General features: G+C 68.3%; 20 protein-coding genes. 7 read left to right on the top strand and 13 right to left on the bottom strand.

The genetic code is table 11. The features are described 5' to 3' along the window. Positions 1–56 precede the first annotated feature (56 nt). A complete protein-coding gene (locus GPZ80_RS10470; protein WP_187220124.1) occupies positions 57–992 on the top strand; it encodes a TAXI family TRAP transporter solute-binding subunit in 936 nt (311 codons plus the stop codon). On the opposite strand, the gene GPZ80_RS10465 is transcribed toward GPZ80_RS10470, so the two are convergent. Together GPZ80_RS10465 and GPZ80_RS10460 are read right to left on the bottom strand one after the other, a co-directional pair. After that, positions 989–2,392, bottom strand: a complete 1,404-nt coding sequence (locus GPZ80_RS10465; RefSeq protein ID WP_187220123.1) for a sensor histidine kinase — start codon at positions 2,390–2,392, stop codon at positions 989–991. The genes GPZ80_RS10470 and GPZ80_RS10465 overlap by 4 nt on opposite strands. A gap of 18 nt (positions 2,393–2,410) precedes the next feature. Further along, the gene (locus GPZ80_RS10460; RefSeq protein WP_187220122.1) at positions 2,411–3,094 is read right to left on the bottom strand and encodes a response regulator transcription factor; all 684 of its coding nucleotides are present in this window, start codon (positions 3,092–3,094) and stop codon (positions 2,411–2,413) included. A 182-nt stretch (positions 3,095–3,276) separates the two neighbouring features. Here GPZ80_RS10460 and GPZ80_RS10455 point away from each other — a divergent pair, with 182 nt between their 5' ends. The 4 genes from GPZ80_RS10455 (at position 3,277) to GPZ80_RS10440 (ending at position 6,552) form a co-directional block, all read left to right on the top strand. Further along, positions 3,277–4,005 carry an amino acid ABC transporter ATP-binding protein gene (locus tag GPZ80_RS10455; protein ID WP_187220397.1) on the top strand — a complete coding sequence of 243 codons (729 nt, stop codon included), beginning with the start codon at positions 3,277–3,279 and terminating at the stop codon, positions 4,003–4,005. 56 nt (positions 4,006–4,061) lie between these two features. Then, a complete protein-coding gene (locus GPZ80_RS10450; RefSeq protein ID WP_187220121.1) occupies positions 4,062–4,937 on the top strand; it encodes a glutamate ABC transporter substrate-binding protein in 876 nt (291 codons plus the stop codon). Between the two features lie 71 nt (positions 4,938–5,008). Further along, positions 5,009–5,659 (top strand): amino acid ABC transporter permease, encoded by a 651-nt coding sequence (locus GPZ80_RS10445; RefSeq protein ID WP_187220120.1) that lies wholly within the window; start codon positions 5,009–5,011, stop codon positions 5,657–5,659. Beyond that, positions 5,656–6,552, top strand: a complete 897-nt coding sequence (locus GPZ80_RS10440; protein ID WP_187220119.1) for an amino acid ABC transporter permease — start codon at positions 5,656–5,658, stop codon at positions 6,550–6,552. The genes GPZ80_RS10445 and GPZ80_RS10440 overlap by 4 nt, the downstream gene beginning before the upstream one ends. 55 nt (positions 6,553–6,607) lie before the next feature. Here the strand turns inward: GPZ80_RS10440 and GPZ80_RS10435 are convergent, their stop codons facing one another. Next, positions 6,608–7,078 (bottom strand): Lrp/AsnC family transcriptional regulator, encoded by a 471-nt coding sequence (locus GPZ80_RS10435; RefSeq protein WP_312880236.1) that lies wholly within the window; start codon positions 7,076–7,078, stop codon positions 6,608–6,610. 70 nt (positions 7,079–7,148) lie between these two features. Between GPZ80_RS10435 and GPZ80_RS10430 the strand changes: the two genes are divergently transcribed. Beyond that, positions 7,149–8,060 carry a DMT family transporter gene (locus tag GPZ80_RS10430; RefSeq protein ID WP_187220117.1) on the top strand — a complete coding sequence of 304 codons (912 nt, stop codon included), beginning with the start codon at positions 7,149–7,151 and terminating at the stop codon, positions 8,058–8,060. On the opposite strand, the gene GPZ80_RS10425 is transcribed toward GPZ80_RS10430, so the two are convergent. From GPZ80_RS10425 to GPZ80_RS10385, 9 genes are all read right to left on the bottom strand, one after another. After that, positions 8,041–8,796, bottom strand: coding sequence for a succinate dehydrogenase/fumarate reductase iron-sulfur subunit (locus GPZ80_RS10425; protein WP_187220116.1), 756 nt, complete (start codon positions 8,794–8,796; stop codon positions 8,041–8,043). The two genes, GPZ80_RS10430 and GPZ80_RS10425, sit on opposite strands and share 20 nt — an antisense overlap. A gap of 1 nt (position 8,797) precedes the next feature. Next, the gene (locus tag GPZ80_RS10420) at positions 8,798–10,711 is read right to left on the bottom strand and encodes a fumarate reductase/succinate dehydrogenase flavoprotein subunit (RefSeq protein ID WP_187220115.1); all 1,914 of its coding nucleotides are present in this window, start codon (positions 10,709–10,711) and stop codon (positions 8,798–8,800) included. Positions 10,712–10,755: 44 nt separating this feature from the next. Continuing rightward, complete coding sequence (gene sdhC / locus GPZ80_RS10415) at positions 10,756–11,538, bottom strand: succinate dehydrogenase subunit SdhC (RefSeq protein WP_187220114.1); 783 nt, start codon at positions 11,536–11,538, stop codon at positions 10,756–10,758. 81 nt (positions 11,539–11,619) lie between these two features. Then, positions 11,620–11,901, bottom strand: coding sequence for an Rv0250c family protein (locus GPZ80_RS10410; RefSeq protein ID WP_091371644.1), 282 nt, complete (start codon positions 11,899–11,901; stop codon positions 11,620–11,622). A 251-nt stretch (positions 11,902–12,152) separates the two neighbouring features. Then, on the bottom strand, positions 12,153–14,177 hold the full coding sequence (locus tag GPZ80_RS10405; protein WP_187220113.1) for a discoidin domain-containing protein: 2,025 nt from the start codon (positions 14,175–14,177) through the stop codon (positions 12,153–12,155). Between the two features lie 65 nt (positions 14,178–14,242). Further along, on the bottom strand, positions 14,243–14,731 hold the full coding sequence (locus GPZ80_RS10400; protein ID WP_312880235.1) for a tetratricopeptide repeat protein: 489 nt from the start codon (positions 14,729–14,731) through the stop codon (positions 14,243–14,245). Between the two features lie 63 nt (positions 14,732–14,794). Continuing rightward, positions 14,795–15,376 (bottom strand): regulatory protein RecX, encoded by a 582-nt coding sequence (locus tag GPZ80_RS10395; RefSeq protein ID WP_187220111.1) that lies wholly within the window; start codon positions 15,374–15,376, stop codon positions 14,795–14,797. Then, positions 15,376–16,416, bottom strand: coding sequence for a recombinase RecA (gene recA, locus GPZ80_RS10390; RefSeq protein WP_091371651.1), 1,041 nt, complete (start codon positions 16,414–16,416; stop codon positions 15,376–15,378). Before recA ends, GPZ80_RS10395 begins: the two co-directional genes overlap by 1 nt. Positions 16,417–16,596: 180 nt before the next feature. Next, positions 16,597–16,791, bottom strand: a complete 195-nt coding sequence (locus GPZ80_RS10385) for a DUF3046 domain-containing protein (RefSeq protein ID WP_187220110.1) — start codon at positions 16,789–16,791, stop codon at positions 16,597–16,599. Between the two features lie 32 nt (positions 16,792–16,823). On the opposite strand from GPZ80_RS10385, the gene GPZ80_RS33315 reads away from it, so the two are divergent. Then, entirely contained in the window at positions 16,824–16,946 is a 123-nt protein-coding gene (locus GPZ80_RS33315; RefSeq protein WP_281401215.1) for a hypothetical protein, read from the top strand. Positions 16,947–16,977: 31 nt separating this feature from the next. On the opposite strand, the gene GPZ80_RS10380 is transcribed toward GPZ80_RS33315, so the two are convergent. Then, positions 16,978–18,483, bottom strand: a 1,506-nt coding sequence (locus GPZ80_RS10380; protein WP_187220109.1) for an Hsp70 family protein, incomplete at its 5' end; no start/stop codon positions are given.

The following is an 18,483-nucleotide window of genomic DNA, read 5'->3' as shown; positions in this document are numbered from 1 at the left end:
GAGGGTACGCGGCCTTCCCGGTCCCGCCGAAGGCAGGCGTCTGGCACGATCGGCCAATGGTGCGGACACGACTCGGCGGCATGGTCCTGGCCCTGGTCTGCCTGGCGAGCGTGCTGTCCGGGTGCGACAGCCAGTTCGCCGGGGTGCGGCTGCGGATCGCCGCCGGTTTTCCCTCCGGGGTCTATCACAGCCTGTCCGAGTCGCTGGCCGCCGCGTGGCAGCGGCAGCTGGAGATCGAACGGCCGGAGGTCATCAAGACCAGCGGGTCCCCGGAGAACATCCGCAAGCTGTGCGCGGGCGAGGCCGATGTGGCCTTCAGCGCGGCCGACGTCGCCTCGCTGCCCACGAACACCCAGCGCAAGCCGCAGGCACTCGCCCGGCTCTACGACGACTACCTGCACATCGTGGTGCGTGGCGACGGGCCGATCCGCGGCTTGGACGGGCTGCGCGGCACGCGGGTGGCGATCGGGTCGGCCGAATCCGGCGTCGCGTTCATCGCGAAACGCCTGCTCGACCTCTCGGGGCTGTCCGACCCCGGCACGCTGACCAAGGTGCATCTCGGCCTGACCGAGTCCATCGAGGCGTTCAAGCGCGGGGAGGTCGACGCGTTCTTCTGGTCGGGCGGCCTGCCGACCAAGGCGATCACCGACCTTGCCGCGGTGCTCCCGCTGCGCCTGCTCGACCTGACCGACGCGATGCCGAGCATGCGCAACCAGTACCCGGTCTACAACACCGCGTCGATCCCGGTGTCGACCTACAACCTGGCGGGTGGGCCGGTCACGACGTTGGCCCTGCCGAACTACCTGCTCGTCACCGACGCGATGCCCGCGGAGGTCGCCGAGGCTCTCGTCCGGGGGTTGTTCGACGCGCATGGCGAGCTGGCGAGGGCCAACCGCGCGGCCCTGGCGATCGACATCCACTCGGCCATCGAGACCGATCCGGTCCCGCTGCACCCGGGCGCGAAACGCTACTACCGCGACGAGAAGGCCTAAAGCCGGTCGGCGGGCAGGTCGACGGTCACCCGCAGGCCGCCGCCCTCCGGCAGGTCGAGGCGCAGGTCCCCACCCGCCCTGGCGACGATGCGGCTCACGATGGCCAGCCCCAGGCCTGAGCCGGGGACGTTCTGGTGGCTGTGGCTGCGCCAGAACCGGTCGGTGGCCCGCTCCAACTCCTCGGGTCGCAGACCCGGCCCGTGGTCACGCACCGAGAGCCGCACGACGTCGTCGACCACGTCGACGGTCAGCTCCACGGCACAACCTGATCCGGTGAACTTGAGCGCGTTGTCCAGCAGCGCGTCGAGGATGCCGTCGACGCCCCGGGGCGGTGCCATCGCCCACGTGTCACCCGCCGCCCCGACGCAGTCGAGCGCGATGTCGCGCGAGACCGCCACGACCCGCCAGTCGGCGACCCGCTCGGCGACGACCGTGTCGACGTCGGTGGGGACCAGGTCGCTGCCCGAGCTCTCGGCCCGCGCCATCGACAGCAGTTCGTCGAGGATCTGGTTGAGCCGGTCGGCTTCGGCGGCCGCGGCGACCCGGTGGACCTCGGCCTCGGCGTCCACATGGCCTTCGAGGTTGACCAGCCGCAGCTTGAGCGCGGTCAGCGGGTTGCGCAGCTGGTGCGACGCGTCGGCGACGAACGCGCGCTGCGCGGCGAGGGTGTCGCCGACACTGGCTGCCATCTGGTCGAACGAACGGCCGAGTTTACGCAGCTCAGGTGGGCCGTGGGCACCACCGACCAGTTCGGCGTCGCGGCCGCTCACCACGGCGCTCACCAGCGACCCGGTGGCTTCGTCGAGCCTGCGCACGGGCCGCAGGATCCACTGGATGACCGGCACGGCGAGCATCAGCGCGAGCCCGAACGCCAGCACCCCGCCCGCGCCGATGAGCAGCCACCACCAGAGCATCCGGGACCGACTGCGGTCGGTGGGCGACACCGACACGACCGCGCCGCGCACCTCCCCGTCGACCAGTACCGGCCCGGCCAGCACCAGCGGCTCGTCGTCCCATGGCATCAGCAGCGGCCCGGCCTTGGGCCGCGTGCCCGCGAGCGCGGCCTGCACCTGCTCGCGCACGTCTGGATCGGTCAGGTCGACCGGGCTGGGGGCGTCCGCCCGTCCCGAGCCGACCGCCGGGTTCGCGTCCTGGTCGACGACCACCACGTCGATGCCGTAGGTCTCGGAGTACCGCTGCAGTTCCTCCCGCAGCGACTCGGGCCGGGCGTCGGTCAGCGGGCGCTGCGCCATCGAGGCGAACCGGCTCGTGTCGGTGAGCCGGTCGAGGAAGAGCTTCTGCTGCTCGGCGCCCGCCACGGCCAGCGCGAGCGGGATGCCCAGCCCGAACACGACCAGCGCGACGAGAAACCAGATCATCCCCAACAGCCGCGTCCGCACGAGACCTCCCCAGGTTGCTCAGGCGAGTTTGCCCGGCTGGTTCGCCAGCCGGTATCCGACCCCGCGCACGGTCTCGATCAGCGCGGGCCTGCCGAGCTTGGTGCGCAGCGTCGCGACGTGCACGTCGAGCGAGCGGTTCTCCGCCGATCCTGCCCGACCCCACACCTCGGCGAGGATCTGGTCGCGGGTGCACACCGCGCCCTGGGCCGCGACGATCAGCGAGAAGACGTGGAACTCTTTGCGGGACAACGCGATCACCGCACCGTCCACAGTGACCTCATGCCGGTCGAGGTCGACCCGGACGTCACCGACCTCCGCGACGCCGCCCAGACCCGGCCCGCCGGGTGTGGGCGACTTGCGCCTGCGCACGGCGTGCACGCGGGCGACGAGTTCGTCGACGTCGTAGGGCTTCACCAGATAGTCGTCCGCCCCCGCGCGAAGACCGAGGATGCGGTCGTCGACCTCCCCGCGCGCGGAGACAACGATGACCGCCACGTCGCTGGCCGCGCGGATCTGTCGACAGAGGACGATCCCGTCGACGTCGGGCAGCCCGAGGTCGAGCAGGACGACGTCGACCTCGCGCACGGTCTCGAGCACCCCGGCCCCCGAGGCGAGCCGCTTGATGGCCAGCCCGCGCCGCACCAGGGCCGGGATCAGCGCCTCGGCGACCCGGTCGTCGTCTTCCACGAGCAGCACTCGCACGCGTGTCCTCCGGTTCACCAGGCGGGTGTGTGACAGAGTTGAGACCCTAAGTGTTGCTCAACTGGCCTGGACATCGGCGGGAGCCGGAGTAGGTTTCCGCCATCGCGTGCCCGCCGAAGCCGCCAACGTCACGAACGCGCTCGTGGAGGACCTACATGACCGCCTCGAACACCGCCCCAGCCATGATCCGGATGGAGGCGGTGGACAAGTACTTCGGGACTTTGCACGTCCTCAAGGACATCAACCTCGAGGTCCCGAAGGGCCAGGTCGTCGTCGTCCTGGGTCCGTCCGGTTCCGGCAAGTCGACGCTGTGCCGCGCGATCAACCGGCTGGAGCCGATCAACTCCGGCCTCATCGAGGTCGACGGCAAGCCGCTGCCCGCCGAGGGCAAGCAACTCGCGCAGCTTCGGGCCGAGGTCGGCATGGTGTTCCAGTCGTTCAACCTCTTCGCCCACAAGACGATCGCCGAGAACGTCAGTCTCGCCCCGCTCAAGGTGCGCAAGATGCCCGCCGCGGAGGCTCGCAAGACGACGATGGCGCTCCTCGATCGGGTGGGCATCGCCAACCAGGCGGACAAGTACCCCGCGCAGCTGTCCGGCGGCCAGCAGCAGCGCGCGGCCATCGCGCGAGCGCTGGCGATGAAGCCCAAGGTCATGCTGTTCGACGAGCCGACCTCCGCGCTGGACCCGGAGATGGTCCAGGAGGTGCTCGACGTGATGACCTCCCTGGCGAGCGAGGGCATGACGATGCTCGTCGTCACCCACGAGATGGGCTTCGCCAGAAAAGCAGCCCATCGGGTGATCTTCATGTCCGACGGCGAGGTCTGCGAGGACACGACCCCCGACGAGTTCTTCACCGCGCCGAAGTCCGCGCGCGCGAAGGACTTCCTTGGCAAGATCCTGACTCACTAGCAAGTCCACAACCGTTCGGCTGGACCGCAGCCGAATCGAAAACAAAGGAGCACCACATGCGACTCCGGGGCCTTCTGGTTGGCACCGTGACCGCCGCTCTCGCCCTCTCGATGACCGCTTGCGGTGACAAAGGCAACGACGCGGGAACCAACCCACCGGTCAACACCGAGGCGAAGTTCGACGAGGGCACGACCATGGCCACGCTGCAGAAGGCGGGCAAGGTCACGATCGGCACGAAGTTCGACCAGCCGCTCTTCGGCCTCAAGGGTCTCGACGGCAAGCCCGCGGGCTTCGACGTCGAGATCGGGAAGCTGATCGCGGCCAAGCTCGGCATCTCCGCGGACAAGATCGAGTGGGTCGAGACCCCCTCGAAGATCCGTGAGGAGGTCATCGAGCAGGGCAAGGTCGACTTCGTCGTCGCCACCTACACGATCAACGCGAAGCGCAAGGAGCGCATCTCGTTCGCCGGCCCGTACTACGAAGCGGGTCAGGACCTGATGGTGAAGAAGGACTCCGACATCGCGGGTCCGGAGGCGCTCAAGGCCGCCAACGCCAAGGTCTGCTCGGTCACCGGCTCCACGCCCGCCGAGAAGATCAAGGAGTACGTCGACCCGGCCAACGTCGTGCTGTTCGACGTGTACTCGAAGTGCGCCGACGCGCTGCGCACCGGCCAGGTGCAGGCCGTCACCACCGACAACGTGATCCTGCTCGGCCTGATCGACGCCAGCAAGGGTGAGTTCAAGCTTGTCGGCAAGCCCTTCACCAAGGAGCCGTACGGCATCGGCATCAAGAAGGGCGACACCAAGTTCTGCGAGTTCATCCACAAGACCCTGACCGACTCGCCCGCCGAGTACGAGAAGGCGTGGAAGGACACCGCGGGCAAGGTCTCGCCCGAGACCCCCAAGCTGCCCACGCTGGCCACCTGCAGCTGATCGACTGACCCGCCCTCGGGGCGTCTGCTGACCAGCAGGCGCCCCGAGCCTTAATCGGGCTCGGAGTCCACGTGAACGTCATTTTCGAGAACTTCGCGCTGTACCGCGACGGGTTCTTCAAGACTCTGCTCATCTGCGCCTACGCCATGGTCGGCTCGCTCGTCCTCGGGACGATCCTGGCGGGTTTCCGAGTGTCCCCTGTGCCTCCGCTGCGGTGGATCGGCACGTCGTGGGTCAACGTCTTCCGCAACTGCCCGCTCACCGTGGTGCTGTTCTTCTGCGCCTTCGGTCTGCCGGAGGTGGGGATCAACGGCGCCTACTTCTGGTTCAGCATCACGGCCCTGGTGCTCTACACCGCGGCGTTCGTCTGCGAGGCGGTGCGCAGTGGCATCAACTCGGTGCCCGCGGGTCAGGCCGAGGCGGCGCGCGCGGTCGGACTGACGTTCGGCCAGTCGCTGACCACCATCATCCTGCCGCAGGCGATCCGCACCGTGGTGCCGCCGCTGGGCAGCGTGATCATCGCGATGATCAAGAACTCGGCCATCGTCGGCGCCTTCGGTGTCGGCGGGGAACTGTTCGCGGTGTCGGACACGCTGACCGGGTCGCGCGGTGAGGCCGCACTGCCGGTGCTGACCGGCATCGTCATCGCCTACCTGCTGATCACACTCCCGGCCGGCGCGTTCCTCGGCTGGCTGGAGCGAAAGGTGGCGATCGCCCGATGAGCGCGTCCGTCCTCTACGACGTCCCGGGGCCACGGGCCAAGCGGCGGGTCATGCTGTTCAGCGTGCTCGCCCTGGTGGGCCTGCTTGCAGGCTTGTACGTGGTGTACCGCCAGCTCGACAAGCAAAACCAGTTCGACGCCGACAAGTGGTCTCCGCTGTTCGATCCGACCGACGACAGTTTCGAACTGGTCTGGGCACGCATCGGCGAGGGCATGGCCAACACGCTGATGGCGGCTGCGCTCGCGGTGGTGTTCTCGCTGGTCATCGGCACCCTGCTGGCGGTCACCCGGGTCACCTCCGCACCGTGGTACCGCTGGATCGTGGTCGGGTTCATCGAACTGCTGCGCGGTATCCCCGTCGTCATCGCCATCTTCTTCGTCGCGCGCGTGCTGCCGGAGTTCGGTGTGAGCCTGGAACCGATGTGGTACCTGGTGATCGGTCTGACGCTCTACAACTCGGTGGTCATCGCCGAGATCGTGAGAGCGGGCATCAACTCCCTGCCCAAGGGACAGCGTGAAGCGGCCGAGTCGCTTGGCTTGACCCGCGGACAGGTGCTTCGGCTGGTCCTGCTTCCGCAGGCGTTCCGGGCGATGCTGCCCGCGCTGATCAGCCAGCTCGTCGTGATCCTCAAGGACACGTCGCTGGGCTTCATCATCAGCTACGAGGAGACAGTCCGGGTCGCGGGCCAGATCGTCCAGAACCTCAGCAACCCGATCCAGACCTACCTGCTGATCGCGGTGATCTTCATCGTGGTCAACTACGCGCTGAGCCGGTTCGCGATCTACGTCGAACGCAGGCTGAGCCAGGGCAAGAAGGCCGCCAAGACCGACGAGGGCGCCGCGGTCGTGCACGCCGACGACCTCGCGGGCGCCGGGGCCACCAACGTGGGCTGACCCCAACGACCTTCGATGGCCGCCTCCCGCACCTGGGAGGCGGCCATCGTCGTCTCTAGCGGCGGGTGGGCAGAGCCGTGCCGGTGCGGACCGGGTCGAGGACGAACATCGTGCTGTAGCGCTGGATGTTGGGCGCGTCCTTGAGCAGCCGCTCGGACACCTCACGGAAGTGGGACATGCTCGTGGTGGCCAGCACCACGACGAAGTCCGTCTCCCCCGAGACGCTGTAGAGCTGCTGGACCTCCGGGGCGGCGAGCAGCCTGCGGCGGAACGCGGCGTGCAGCGCGCGGGACTCCTTGGCGAGGGTCACGAGACATATCGCGAGAAGCACGTCGACCTGGGTCGGGTCGAGCACCGCGACCTGACGCTCGATGAGTCCCGCCTTGCGGTAGCGGTCGATCCGCCGCTGCACGGCGCTTGGCGACAGGGACACCAGCTCGCCGAGTTCGCCCAGCGTGCGGGCGGAATCCCGCTGCAGCAAGGCAAGCAGCTCGTGATCGGTCTCGTCGAGCGCGGAGGTAGCCACGCAACAATCTTGCGTCCGCACGGGAAAATTTTCAATCGCGGCCACGGGCGTCTCGATTAGCGTCGCCCACATGAGACGAGGATTGGCGTTCGCCGCGGCGGGAGCGGTGGCCATGGGCAGTTCCGCTCCCGTGCTGAAGATGCTCGCCGGGTCGGGTTTGTCCGCGGTCAACGTCATCCAGGGCCGCATGGCCATCGGCGCGATCGCCCTGCTGCTGCTCGCCGTGGCCACCCGACGCAGCCTGCGGATCCACCGTCGACACTGGTGGCTGCTCGGTCTCTACGGCGTGTTCACGTTGTCGCTCAACCAAGTCAGCTACACCTTCGCGATCACCCGGCTCCCGGTCGGGATCACGTTGCTGATCGAGTATCTGGCCCCGGTGCTGATCGCCCTCTGGATCCGCTTCGTGCGCCGCACGCGGCTGCCCGTCACGCTGTGGGTGGGGATTGGCACGACGCTGCTCGGCCTGGCGCTGATCAGCCAGGTGTGGACGTCGCTGTCATTGGACGCTTTGGGCCTGCTGACGGCGATGGTGGCGGCCGCGACGCTGGCCGGGCGGTTCCTGTTGGCCGAACACGGTCTCCGCGTCCACGACCCCCTGGTCCTCACGACGTGGGGCGCCTGCGTCGGCGCGGTGGCGCTGCTTCCGCTCGCGCCGTTCCCGTTCGAGCGGGTCGACGCGAAAGACTGGTTCCTGCTGACCTGGATCGGTGTCGTCGGCATGGCCGCGGCGGTCCTGCTCAGCGCGCTCGGACAGCGCACGATCTCGTCGACGGCCGCGAGTCTCGTCTCGTGTGTGGAGATCCTCGTGGGCGCTGGGCTCGCGGCGGTGCTCCTGGGCGAGTTGCTGACACCCGTTCAACTCGTGGGCTCGGTCGTGATGCTCACCGGCATCGTCGCGGCCCAGGTGGCGCTGGCCAGGGCTTCCGAGAGCCGAACTCGACTCCCGGAAGCCCCGGAACTCACGCCTTCTCGCGCTTGAACAGCTTGCTGCCCAACCAGACGATCGGGTCGTACTTGCGGTCGGCGACGCGCTCCTTCATCGGGATGAGCGCGTTGTCGGTGATCTTGATGCCTTCCGGGCAGACCTCGGTGCAGCACTTGGTGATGTTGCAGTAGCCGAGGCCGTGCTCGTCCTGCGCCTCGCGCACCCGGTCGGCCGAGTCCAGCGGGTGCATCTCCAGTTCGGCGATCCGCATGAGGAAACGCGGGCCCGCGAAGGACTCCTTGTTCTCCTCGTGGTCACGGATCACGTGACAGGTGTCCTGACACAGGAAGCACTCGATGCACTTGCGGAATTCCTGCGAGCGCTCGACGTCGACCTGCTTCATCCGGTATTCGCCCGGCCCGAGGCCCGGCGGCGGGGTGAAGGACGGGATCTCGCGGGCCTTCTTGTAGTTGAAGGACACGTCGGTCACCAGGTCGCGGATCACCGGGAACGCGCGCAGCGGCGTGACCGTGATGACCTCGTCCTCGGTGAACGTCGACATCCGGGTCATGCACAGCAGCTTCGGCCTGCCGTTGATCTCCGCCGAGCACGAGCCGCACTTGCCCGCCTTGCAGTTCCAGCGCACAGCTAGATCGGGGGCGTGGGTGGCCTGCAGCCGGTGGATGATGTCGAGGACGACCTCGCCCTCGTTCACCTCGATCAGGTAATCGTGCAGCTCCCCGGTCTGGTCGTCGCCGCGCCAGATCTTGAACTTCGCCTTGTACGACACCTCAGGCCGTCCTTCCCGGGTGGCTGCCCAGCTCGTCCTCGGTGTAGTACTTCTCCAGCTCAGGGAGCTCGAAGAGCTCGATCAGGTCCTGCCGCATCGGCAGCTGCTCCTTCGGCGTGACCTCGACACCGGGAACCACCGGATCGTCGTCCTTCGCGCTGCACACCAGAAGCTTGTTGCGCCACTGGGCGTCGAGCCCCGGGTGGTCGTCGCGGGTGTGGCCGCCACGGCTCTCCGTGCGGATCAGCGCCGCGCGGGCGACGCACTCGCTGACCATCAGCATGTTGCGCAGGTCGATCGCGAGGTGCCAGCCCGGGTTGAACTGCCGATGGCCCTCGACGGTGACGTTGCGGATGCGCGAGCGGATCTCGGCGAGCTTCTCCAGCGCCCGCTCGATCTCCTCGGACTTGCGGATGATGCCGACGAGGTCGTTCATCGACTGCTGCAGCTCGTTCTGCAGCGTGTACGGGTTCTCCTCGACCCCCTCAGCGGGCGGGTCGAACGGCGAGAGCGCCATCTCCGCCGCCGCGTCCACATCGGACTGCGACACGGTCGGCCGCGACTCCAGCGACTCCACATAGGACGCCGCGCCGAGACCCGCGCGCCTGCCGAAGACCAGCAGGTCCGACAGCGAGTTGCCGCCGAGGCGGTTGGAACCGTGCATACCACCGGAGCACTCACCCGCGGCGAACAGACCGGGGACGCTCGCCGCCGCGGTGTCCGGGTCGACCTCGATGCCGCCCATCACGTAGTGACAGGTCGGACCGACCTCCATCGGCTCCGCGGTGATGTCGACGTCGGCCAGTTCCTTGAACTGGTGGTACATCGACGGCAGCCGCTTCTTGATCTCCTCGGCGGGCAGCCTGCTCGCGATGTCGAGGTAGACGCCGCCGTGCGGTGAGCCGCGACCCGCCTTGACCTCGGAGTTGATCGCGCGGGCGACCTCGTCACGGGGCAGCAGGTCGGGGGTGCGCCGGTTGTTCTCCTGGTCGGTGTACCAGCGGTCGGCTTCTTCCTCGGTCTCCGCGTACTGCCCCTTGAACACCTCGGGGACGTACTCGAACATGAAGCGCTTGCCCTCGGAGTTCTTCAGCACGCCGCCGTCGCCGCGCACGCCCTCGGTGACCAGGATGCCCTTGACGCTGGGCGGCCAGACCATGCCGGTCGGGTGGAACTGGACGAACTCCATGTTGATCAGGGTCGCGCCCGCGCGCATGGCCAGCGCGTGGCCGTCGCCGGTGTACTCCCAGGAGTTCGACGTGACCTTGAACGACTTGCCGATGCCGCCGGTCGCGAGCACCACCGCGGGGGCCTCGAACAGCACGAACCGGCCGGTCTCGCGGTAGTAGCCGAACGCACCCGCGATGCGGCCGTCATCTTTGACCAGCTCAGTGATGGTCACTTCGGCGAAGACCTTGATCCGCGCCTCGTAGTCACCGGTCTCGGCGAAGTCCTCCTGCTGCAGCGAGACGATCTTCTGCTGCATGGTGCGGATCAGCTCGAGGCCGGTGCGGTCGCCGACGTGCGCGAGCCGCGGGTACGTGTGGCCGCCGAAGTTGCGCTGGCTGATCCGGCCGTCCTCGGTGCGATCGAACAGCGCGCCGTAGGTCTCCAGCTCCCAGACGCGGTCCGGCGCTTCCCGGGCGTGCAGCTCGGCCATGCGCCAGTTGTTGAGGAACTTGCCGCCGCGCATCGTGTCGCGGAAGTGGACCTGCCAGTTGTCGTTGGAGTTGGCGTTGCCCATCGACGCCGCGCAGCCGCCCTCGGCCATCACGGTGTGGGCCTTACCGAACAACGACTTGCACACGACCGCCACGCGCAGCCCGCGCTGGCGGGCCTCGATCACCGCGCGGAGCCCCGCGCCGCCCGCTCCGACGACGACGACGTCGTAGGAGTGCCGCTCGACCTGACTCATTGGATCCTCTCGAAAGACAAACTGTGGTGGGGAAGGCGGGTCTTCTAGAAGAACCGCAGGTCGGAGATGGCGCCGCTGGCGACGAGCATCACGTAGAGGTCGGTCAGCATCAGCGTCGCCAAGGTCGTCCACGCCAGCTGCATGTGGCGGACGTTCAGCTTGGAGATCAGCGTCCAGGCGCGGTAGCGCACGGGGTGCTTGGAGAAGTGCTTGAGGCGGCCACCGGCGATGTGCCTGCACGAGTGGCAGGACAGCGTGTAGCCCCAGAGCAGGATCACGTTGGTCGTCAGGACCAGCGAGCCCAGGCCGACACCGTGGGTGAACGACAGCGCGGCGTCGTAAGTGTTGATCACTGAGACGACCAGCGCGACGTAGAAGAAGTACCGGTGGGCGTTCTGCACGATCAGCGGCAGCCGGGTCTCACCGGAGTAGCTGCCGTGTGGCTCGGCGACCGCGCAGGCAGGCGGGGACTGCCACACCGAGCGGTAGTACGCCTTGCGGTAGTAGTAGCAGGTCAGACGGAAGCCCAGCAGGAACGGCAGGGCCACGAAGCCCAGCGGGATCCAGCCCGGCAGTTCCGGCAGCGGAGTGCCGAAGTGGCTGGATCCCGGCAGGCACGACTCACTCAGGCAGGGCGAGTAGAACGGCGTGAGGTAGCCGTACTCCTCGACCCAGTACCACTTGCCCATGAACGAACGGGCGCCCGCGTAGACCACGAACGTCAGCAGGCCGAGGTTCGTCAGCAGCGGCGGGAGCCACCACCGGTCCGTCCGAAGGGTGCGCGCGGAGATCCGCGCCCGCCTGGGGGCGCCGACGCCTGACGTCATCGTTTCCTCGTCTTTGTCGCGATCCTCGCGGGCTCGGGGCGGCCCGCGTCGGATACGTCTCGTGGTGGGGACCCTGGGGCGCTATCGGTGGTAGCCGCCGACTCCTTCGTCGTCGGCTCCCTGCCACAGGGCGGGGTCGTACGGGGTGTCCGGCACGACGACGAACTCGCCTTCGGCCGCGGGCCTGGGCACCGGTGTGCTGGGAGTCGCGGAGAACTCGCTCGAGTCGATGTCAAGCCGTTCGATGTCGTTCATGAGCCTGCGCACCGCGGGGATGTCGCCGTAGCGACCCCGCAGCGCGCCGACACAGTGCCGCAGTTGGCCGATCGTTCGCTGCAGTTCGTGGATCTCCGTGCTCGACATGTACGCACCTCCGTACGCCGGTCCGTTCGCGGACCCCGGCCGTGGGTAGACCGAGGGTGCCCGCTCGTTGCCGACTTTGCCTGCCGACAGCAGATGTGACAAGTACCACATGGCGCGAACCAGCGGGTCACTGAGTCGCTACGGAGAAGCATATTCCGGTGTGATTTCCCGCACACACCGGGTGATGCCGGGCACAAAAAACTGGCGGGAACCGTTGCGTCGCAACAGCTCCCGCCAGTTCCCGAGTGGACTCAGTAGACGCCGACCTCCAGCAGTGAGTAGCCGTAGTTCGTCCCCCTGCGGACTCCCTGGACTTTCACATGACGGGCCGTAGTCGGCGCGAATGAGACCACATCGAGTCCGCCGGACGCGCCCTCGACGGCGGCGACGGACCGCCAGCTCTGGCCGTCATCGGACACCTCGACCCGGTAGGCCGACCCATAGGCGGCCTCCCAGCGCAGCGCGACCCTGCTGATCCGGCGCTGGTCGCCTAGATCGATCCGGAACCACTGGCCGTCGCTCCAGCCCGAAGCCCAGCGGGTGCCGAGATCGCCGTCGACGGCGCGGTGCGGCCGGAAGTCGTACCAGGGGCTCCATTCCGACGCACTCGCCGTCGCGGCGGCGCCTCTGGCCAGGTTGGCGGGCGCCTGGAAACGCTCAGCGGCCCGCCAGGTGCGCAGGTAGGCCTCGGCGCCGCCGACGAGGTCCTGGACGATCTCATCGCCCGCCACCTTTCGGATGTCCTCGATCCAGTCGGGCATCAGGCCGTAGTGCGCCATACCCTCCTTGTTGACGTCCCAGGTCCGCTCGCCCATCCGCTGCCGGTCCAGGCGCACGGTGCCGTCGACCGAGGTGAACGGGTAGGACACGCCGTTGCCCGCGTTGTCCGCGCGGGGCCCAGGCAGGCCCCCGAGACCGTTGACGTCGATGCCGAACCCGTAGCCCGCGATGCCGTGCTGGTCGCGGTAGGCCTCGCCCTGCTGCCAGCCCGCGAGGAACTGCGGGGCGGAGTGGCCGTACTGGGCGATCATGCCGCCGAGCGCGTAGATCCGCGGGAAGTACTTGCTGTCGGTCCAACTGTGCGAGGACACGACACCCGGATAGCGGACCTCCTCGAGCAGGTCGAGGGTGCGGTCGGCCGCCTTGACGCTCATGTGGTCGACCTCGACCATCATGCCGCGCGCCATCATGCCCTTGACCATGTGTTCGCCGAGGTCGGTCAGCCCGCGGGTGTTGCAGTGCGGCGCGGGCGGATACACCGGCAACGGGACCAACGGCTTGAGGGCGTCTGGGATGGTGCCCGCGGCGGCGATGGTGTTGTCGGAGTACTCGGTGGTGCAGGTGCGGGCGTCCCAGAACTGCCCGGTTCCCAGGAAGTTGGCCGCGTTGACCGCCACACCGGCGGCGCCGCCGTCGAAGCGCACACCGCACAGGGCGTTGTCGTACTTGTGGCAGACGAACATCGTGCGCACGCCGAGCGCGTGCATCTCGTCGAGTCCACGATCGATGTCGCCCTTCGAGCACTGGGCGACCCCAAGGATCTGCCTGCAGCCGAACGGCTCGGAGGTCTCCACACCGAGCAGTACGGCGAGCTTGCCGCCCTCGATCGTCTTGCGCGCCTCATCTTGGCTGCGCACGACCCGCAGCCAGCCCTTGCCCGCGCCCCCGCTCTCGGCGTCGATGTAGTTCTGCAGGTCGTTCATCAGGCGGGCCTGCAGCCGGATGGAGTCCATCTCGTTGCAGGGCTGGTTCTTGATCGGGTACAGGTCGCAGAGTTGGCGGTTGGAGACCAGGTGGTTGACCATCAGCCGCAGCCCGCCGCGCCAGGCCCGTTCGATCCATTTGTAATAGGCCTGTTGGTGGGTCAGGGAATTGTGCGCGGGCCAGTCCTTGAAGCTCGGATACCCGACCGGGTCGTGGGTGCCGACGGGCGAGCCGGTCTTGGTGAAGTTCTCGAACCAGGCGAACTCGCCGTTGGGGAGGTGATCCGGGCAGTCGACGAGCGCCTTCTGCGGTCCAGCGGGGTCGAATGGCTTGCCGCACACCACATTCCCGCCGAACGCGACGTTGGAGAAGACGTGCGTGTGGGCATCGAGGAAACCCTGGACGGTCCCGTCCGACAAGGTTCCCTTGAACGGCACACCCACCGCCCCGACGTCAGCGCCGGGCGGACTCTGGGCGGCCTGGCCCATCCCCGGCAACGCCGTGACACCCGCGGCGAGCAGCACGGCGACCGCGACGGTCAGCTTTCGGACGGATAAGCGAGGACGGATCATCGGGTTCCTCCTCCAGGTCGAAACCCGAAAGATACTCGCGAGTAATTCTCGCGTAAAGAGCTGATCTACTCCTTTTCGATCAGGAGGCGGGCGTAGTCGGCCATGGAGCGCTGGTAGCGCGGTAGGTGCCGGGCGAGAGCGCCGACGGCCAGGGAGACGGCCTCCCGTTCCCGGCCAAGATCGGTGAGTGCCAGGGCGAGCACGGCACGAATGGCGTCGTCCAGCCGGTCGGAACCCGCGTTCATCTCGGCGGTCAGCAGGTCGACGCTCTCCTGCGGGTTGCCGATGTTGCGTAGGGAACTGGACAACTGGATCACGGCTCGGCGCCTGCGTTCACCGGTCAGGCCGCGTTCGAGCGCCTTGCGGTAGAGCGGGACGGCGCGGTCGGAGTGGCCGGTCGAGTCGAAGGCACAGGCCCGCTCAAAGTCCGCGATAGCGCTGTCGGCGGGGAGTTCATCGGCCAGAGTGCCGATCAGCGCCCGGAACTTCTCGGCGTCGTGGTTGTCGATGGCGGCCCACGCCTCGGCGGTGCGCCGCTCCCAGTCTTCGTTCACCGCGACAGCTTCGCAGACACTCACCTGCCGGTCGCGCCCTTTGGCACGACCGGGCCGCGCGGCTCAGTCCGGGATGGTGTCCAACTCGGACGCGTCACCGCCGTGGGCGGACAACTCCTCGCGCACCACCCGGAAGGCCATTCCCTCCGAATACCCTTTGCGGGCCAGCATTCCCACGAGTCGGCGGATGCGGACCTGGTCTTCCAGACCCGACATGGCGCCGAGTTTCTTGCGCACCAACTGCCGGGCGCGTTCGTCCTCGGCCTCGCTGTCGACCGCGTCCACGGCTTCGGCGACGACCTCGTCGGCCACGCCCTTGCGGCGTAGTTCCATGGCGAGGGCGCGACGGCCCAGGCCCTGGTAGGTGTGGCGGGAGCGGACCCAGCTCTCGGCGAAGGCTTCGTCGTCGATCAGGCCGATGGCGGCGAACTTGCCGAGCACGGTCTGAGCGATGTCGTCCGGGATCTCCTTGCGCTGCAAGGCTTGTTCGAGCTCCTGCCGGGTCCGGGAGCGGACCGTGAGCAGGCGATAGCAGATCTCCCGGGCCTTGGCGGCCGGGTCCTGTTCCTCGGTTTTACGCGATTCCTCGGGGGACGAGTCGCCGCCCGTCCCCCGAGTCCTGCGCGCGTACTTGCGCTCCGCCACTAGAACTCGACAGGCGCCGCGACCGTCTCGTCGGCGTCGAGCTTCGCGCCGATGCCGAGCTTGTCCTTGATGCGCTTCTCGATCTCGTCGGCCACGTCCGGGTTCTCCAGCAGGAACTTGCGGGCGTTCTCCTTGCCCTGCCCCAACTGGTCGCCCTCGTAGGTGTACCAAGCACCCGACTTGCGCAGGATGCCCTGGTCGACGCCCATATCGATGAGCGAACCCTCACGGCTGATGCCCTTGCCGTAGAGGATGTCGAACTCGGCCTGCTTGAACGGCGGCGCGACCTTGTTCTTCACCACCTTGACGCGGGTGCGGTTGCCGACCGGCTCGCCACCGTCCTTGAGCGTCTCGATGCGGCGCACGTCGAGCCGCACGGAGGCGTAGAACTTGAGCGCCTTGCCACCGGTTGTCGTCTCCGGGGAGCCGAACATGACGCCGATCTTCTCGCGGAGCTGGTTGATGAAGATCGCGGTGGTGCCGGTGTTGCTCATGGCGCCGGTCATCTTGCGCAGGGCCTGGCTCATCAGCCGGGCCTGCAGGCCGACGTGGTTGTCGCCCATCTCGCCCTCGATCTCCGCGCGCGGGACAAGCGCCGCGACGGAGTCGATGACCAGGATGTCGAGCGCGCCGGAGCGGATCAGCATGTCCGCGATCTCCAGCGCCTGCTCGCCGGTGTCGGGCTGCGACACCAGCAGGGCGTCGGTGTCGACACCCAGGTTCTTGGCGTACTCCGGGTCGAGCGCGTGCTCGGCGTCGATGAACGCCGCGATGCCGCCGTTGCGCTGGGCGTTGGCCACCGCGTGCAGGGCGACAGTGGTCTTACCGGAGGACTCCGGACCGTAGATCTCGACTACGCGTCCGCGCGGCAGACCGCCGATACCGAGCGCGACGTCGAGCGCGATCGCGCCGGTGGGGATGACCGCGATAGGGGCGCGGCCTTCCTCACCGAGGCGCATGACCGAGCCCTTGCCGAAGTTCTTGTCGATCTGGGCAAGGGCGAGTTCGAGCGCCTTATCCCGGTCGGGTGCTGGTGCCATCTTGGTTCCACCTCGGTTGACTCGAGACTGTTTCGTACTCACGGCGCCGACGCTACGGGCAAGGGCCGACGTTTCTCGGAAGGCACCGCCAGTCTGTGGACAAGCGGACCCGATGTGGACAACATGGTAGCGAACACCTGTTCGATCCTGGTAGTGACACGCCGATGGTGTAGCTGGCGCTCAGCGTCGTTCGGGCGGGACCTCGAAGGCCTCGCAGACGGCCCGCCAGATCTCCTTCGTGGGAATCCCGGCGTCGAGCGCCTGGTCGACGGTACGGCCGCCGAGCGCGCTGAAGACATGGTCGTGGGCGATGGTGTCGGCCCGCTGAGCGCCGAATTCCTCAGCGAGGCGGGACCGGAAGGCGGTGATGCGCATCGCGGCTGAGTGTAGGTGGCAGACTCGGGCACGTGTTCACCTTCGCCATCGAGAACCCGTCGGCCACCGAGGAACTGTGGCTGACCATCGGATCCATCGGCGCCTGCGTCGCCGCAATCGTCGTCGGCCTCATCGCCCTCCGAAACCGCAAGTAGTCCGCCAGGCCGGTTGTCGGAACCGCGTGCGTCAAGCTCCCGGCTGGACGGTGCTGGCGAAGAAGTCCGCCAGCTTGTCCGGGGTCAGGTCTGCCGCGTCGGACTTGGTGAGCGTGCCCACCAGCGGCCGGTCCTTCACCGTGAACACCAGCACCCCGACGCCGTCCTTGACGCCGGCGCGCAGCTTGCCGTCGAGGCCGTTGCCCCGCCAGTCGGCGACGACGTGCTCGCCCGCGTCGACCTTGCCGAGTTCGGTCTCCCAGACGCGCTGGACGTCCTCGATGGAACCGGCGTGGGTGTAGGTGACCCGGTAGGCGTCCGGCAGCGCGCACGTGACGTCGGCGCCGCGCTCACAGGTGTTGGCCTCCGGCACGCCGCCCGCCAGTTGCCGCAGGCAGTCGGTGAAACCCTTGTCGTCCGGCGTGCCCTTGGTCGCACAGGACTGAGCCGTCGGAAGTTCACCCGACCGTGTGAAGAAGAAGATCCCGCCCGCGACCGCCGCGAGCGCGACCACCGCGGCGACGGCGGTGACCACCAGCTTCTTGCGCCCCGCGGCCGCGGCGGGCTGCCGCGGCGGGGTCGGGAAGTTGCCCGCCAGGCTCGGGAAGTTCGCCTGCTGCTGCGTCGACTGCGGAAAGCTCTGCTGAGCGGCGAAGGCGCCGGTCTGCGGCGGCTGTGATCCCGCGGCGCCGGACTGCGCGGTCGCGAAGCCGCCCGCCGGAGACTGAGCACCCTGGTGCGCGGCGAAGCCCCCCGACGCGGGCTGCTGGGTCGCGAAACCGCCTGCTGCCTGCTGGGCGGGGAAACCACCCGTCGACGGCTGCGGGAACGGCTGTGCCCGCACACCCGCGGACTGCGGCCCGACCTGCGAGGTGCGCATGCTGATGCCCTCTTGGGACACGTGGTGCGCGCCGAGGGCCACGGCGGTTTCCGGCTGGTCGAGACTCGTGGGCACCACGCGGAGCTGCTCCGCGATCAAAGTCGCCACGAGCGGGATCCGGCTGGAGCCGCCCACCAGGTAGATCCCCACGAGCCGATCCGGCGACAGCCCGGTCGCGCGGATCGTCCCCGCGAGCAACTCGACGCTGCGCAGCATGCTGGGCCGGATCAGCGCCTCCAACTCGGCCCGGGTGACCAGGACGTCGTCGAACGGCTCGGGCATCGGCACCTCGGTCTGCGGGTGCCGTGAAAGCGCCTCCTTGGCCGCCTTCACGTCCTCCAGCAAGGCCCGACGCGCGCGCCGGTCGCCGAGGGACTCCGGGCGCAGCAGCCGCTGCCAGCCACCCGGGTCGCGGCGGGAGACCTGGCGGCCGACGTGCTCGAGCAGCGTCTGGTCGACGTCCATGCCGCCGAGGTCGGGCAGGCCGTTCTCGGCGAGCACGGCGAACCCGTTCTGGGTCGCGGCGACGATGGCGACGTCGAAGGTGCCCGCACCCAGGTCGTACACGGCGAGCGCCTGGTTGGGCGCGAGGGTGTGGCCGAACGAGGCGAAGTGCGCGGCCGCGGCGACCGGTTCGGGGACCAACACGAGGTTGGA

It is taken from the genome of Actinokineospora xionganensis (assembly GCF_014323725.1).
Taxonomy (GTDB): domain Bacteria; phylum Actinomycetota; class Actinomycetes; order Mycobacteriales; family Pseudonocardiaceae; genus Actinokineospora; species Actinokineospora xionganensis.
This window is presented reverse-complemented; position numbering and strand designations above follow the sequence as displayed.

Coding starts and splice junctions, on each gene's coding strand:
- GPZ80_RS10470 (WP_187220124.1), top strand. CDS start 57: ATGGTGCGGACACGACTCGGCGGCATGGTCCTGGCCCTGGTCTGCCTG.
- GPZ80_RS10455 (WP_187220397.1), top strand. CDS start 3,277: ATGATCCGGATGGAGGCGGTGGACAAGTACTTCGGGACTTTGCACGTC.
- GPZ80_RS10450 (WP_187220121.1), top strand. CDS start 4,062: ATGCGACTCCGGGGCCTTCTGGTTGGCACCGTGACCGCCGCTCTCGCC.
- GPZ80_RS10440 (WP_187220119.1), top strand. CDS start 5,656: ATGAGCGCGTCCGTCCTCTACGACGTCCCGGGGCCACGGGCCAAGCGG.
- GPZ80_RS10430 (WP_187220117.1), top strand. CDS start 7,149: ATGAGACGAGGATTGGCGTTCGCCGCGGCGGGAGCGGTGGCCATGGGC.
- GPZ80_RS10420 (WP_187220115.1), bottom strand. CDS start 10,711: ATGAGTCAGGTCGAGCGGCACTCCTACGACGTCGTCGTCGTCGGAGCG.
- sdhC (WP_187220114.1), bottom strand. CDS start 11,538: ATGACGTCAGGCGTCGGCGCCCCCAGGCGGGCGCGGATCTCCGCGCGC.
- GPZ80_RS10410 (WP_091371644.1), bottom strand. CDS start 11,901: ATGTCGAGCACGGAGATCCACGAACTGCAGCGAACGATCGGCCAACTG.
- GPZ80_RS10405 (WP_187220113.1), bottom strand. CDS start 14,177: ATGATCCGTCCTCGCTTATCCGTCCGAAAGCTGACCGTCGCGGTCGCC.
- recA (WP_091371651.1), bottom strand. CDS start 16,416: ATGGCACCAGCACCCGACCGGGATAAGGCGCTCGAACTCGCCCTTGCC.
- GPZ80_RS10385 (WP_187220110.1), bottom strand. CDS start 16,791: ATGCGCATCACCGCCTTCCGGTCCCGCCTCGCTGAGGAATTCGGCGCT.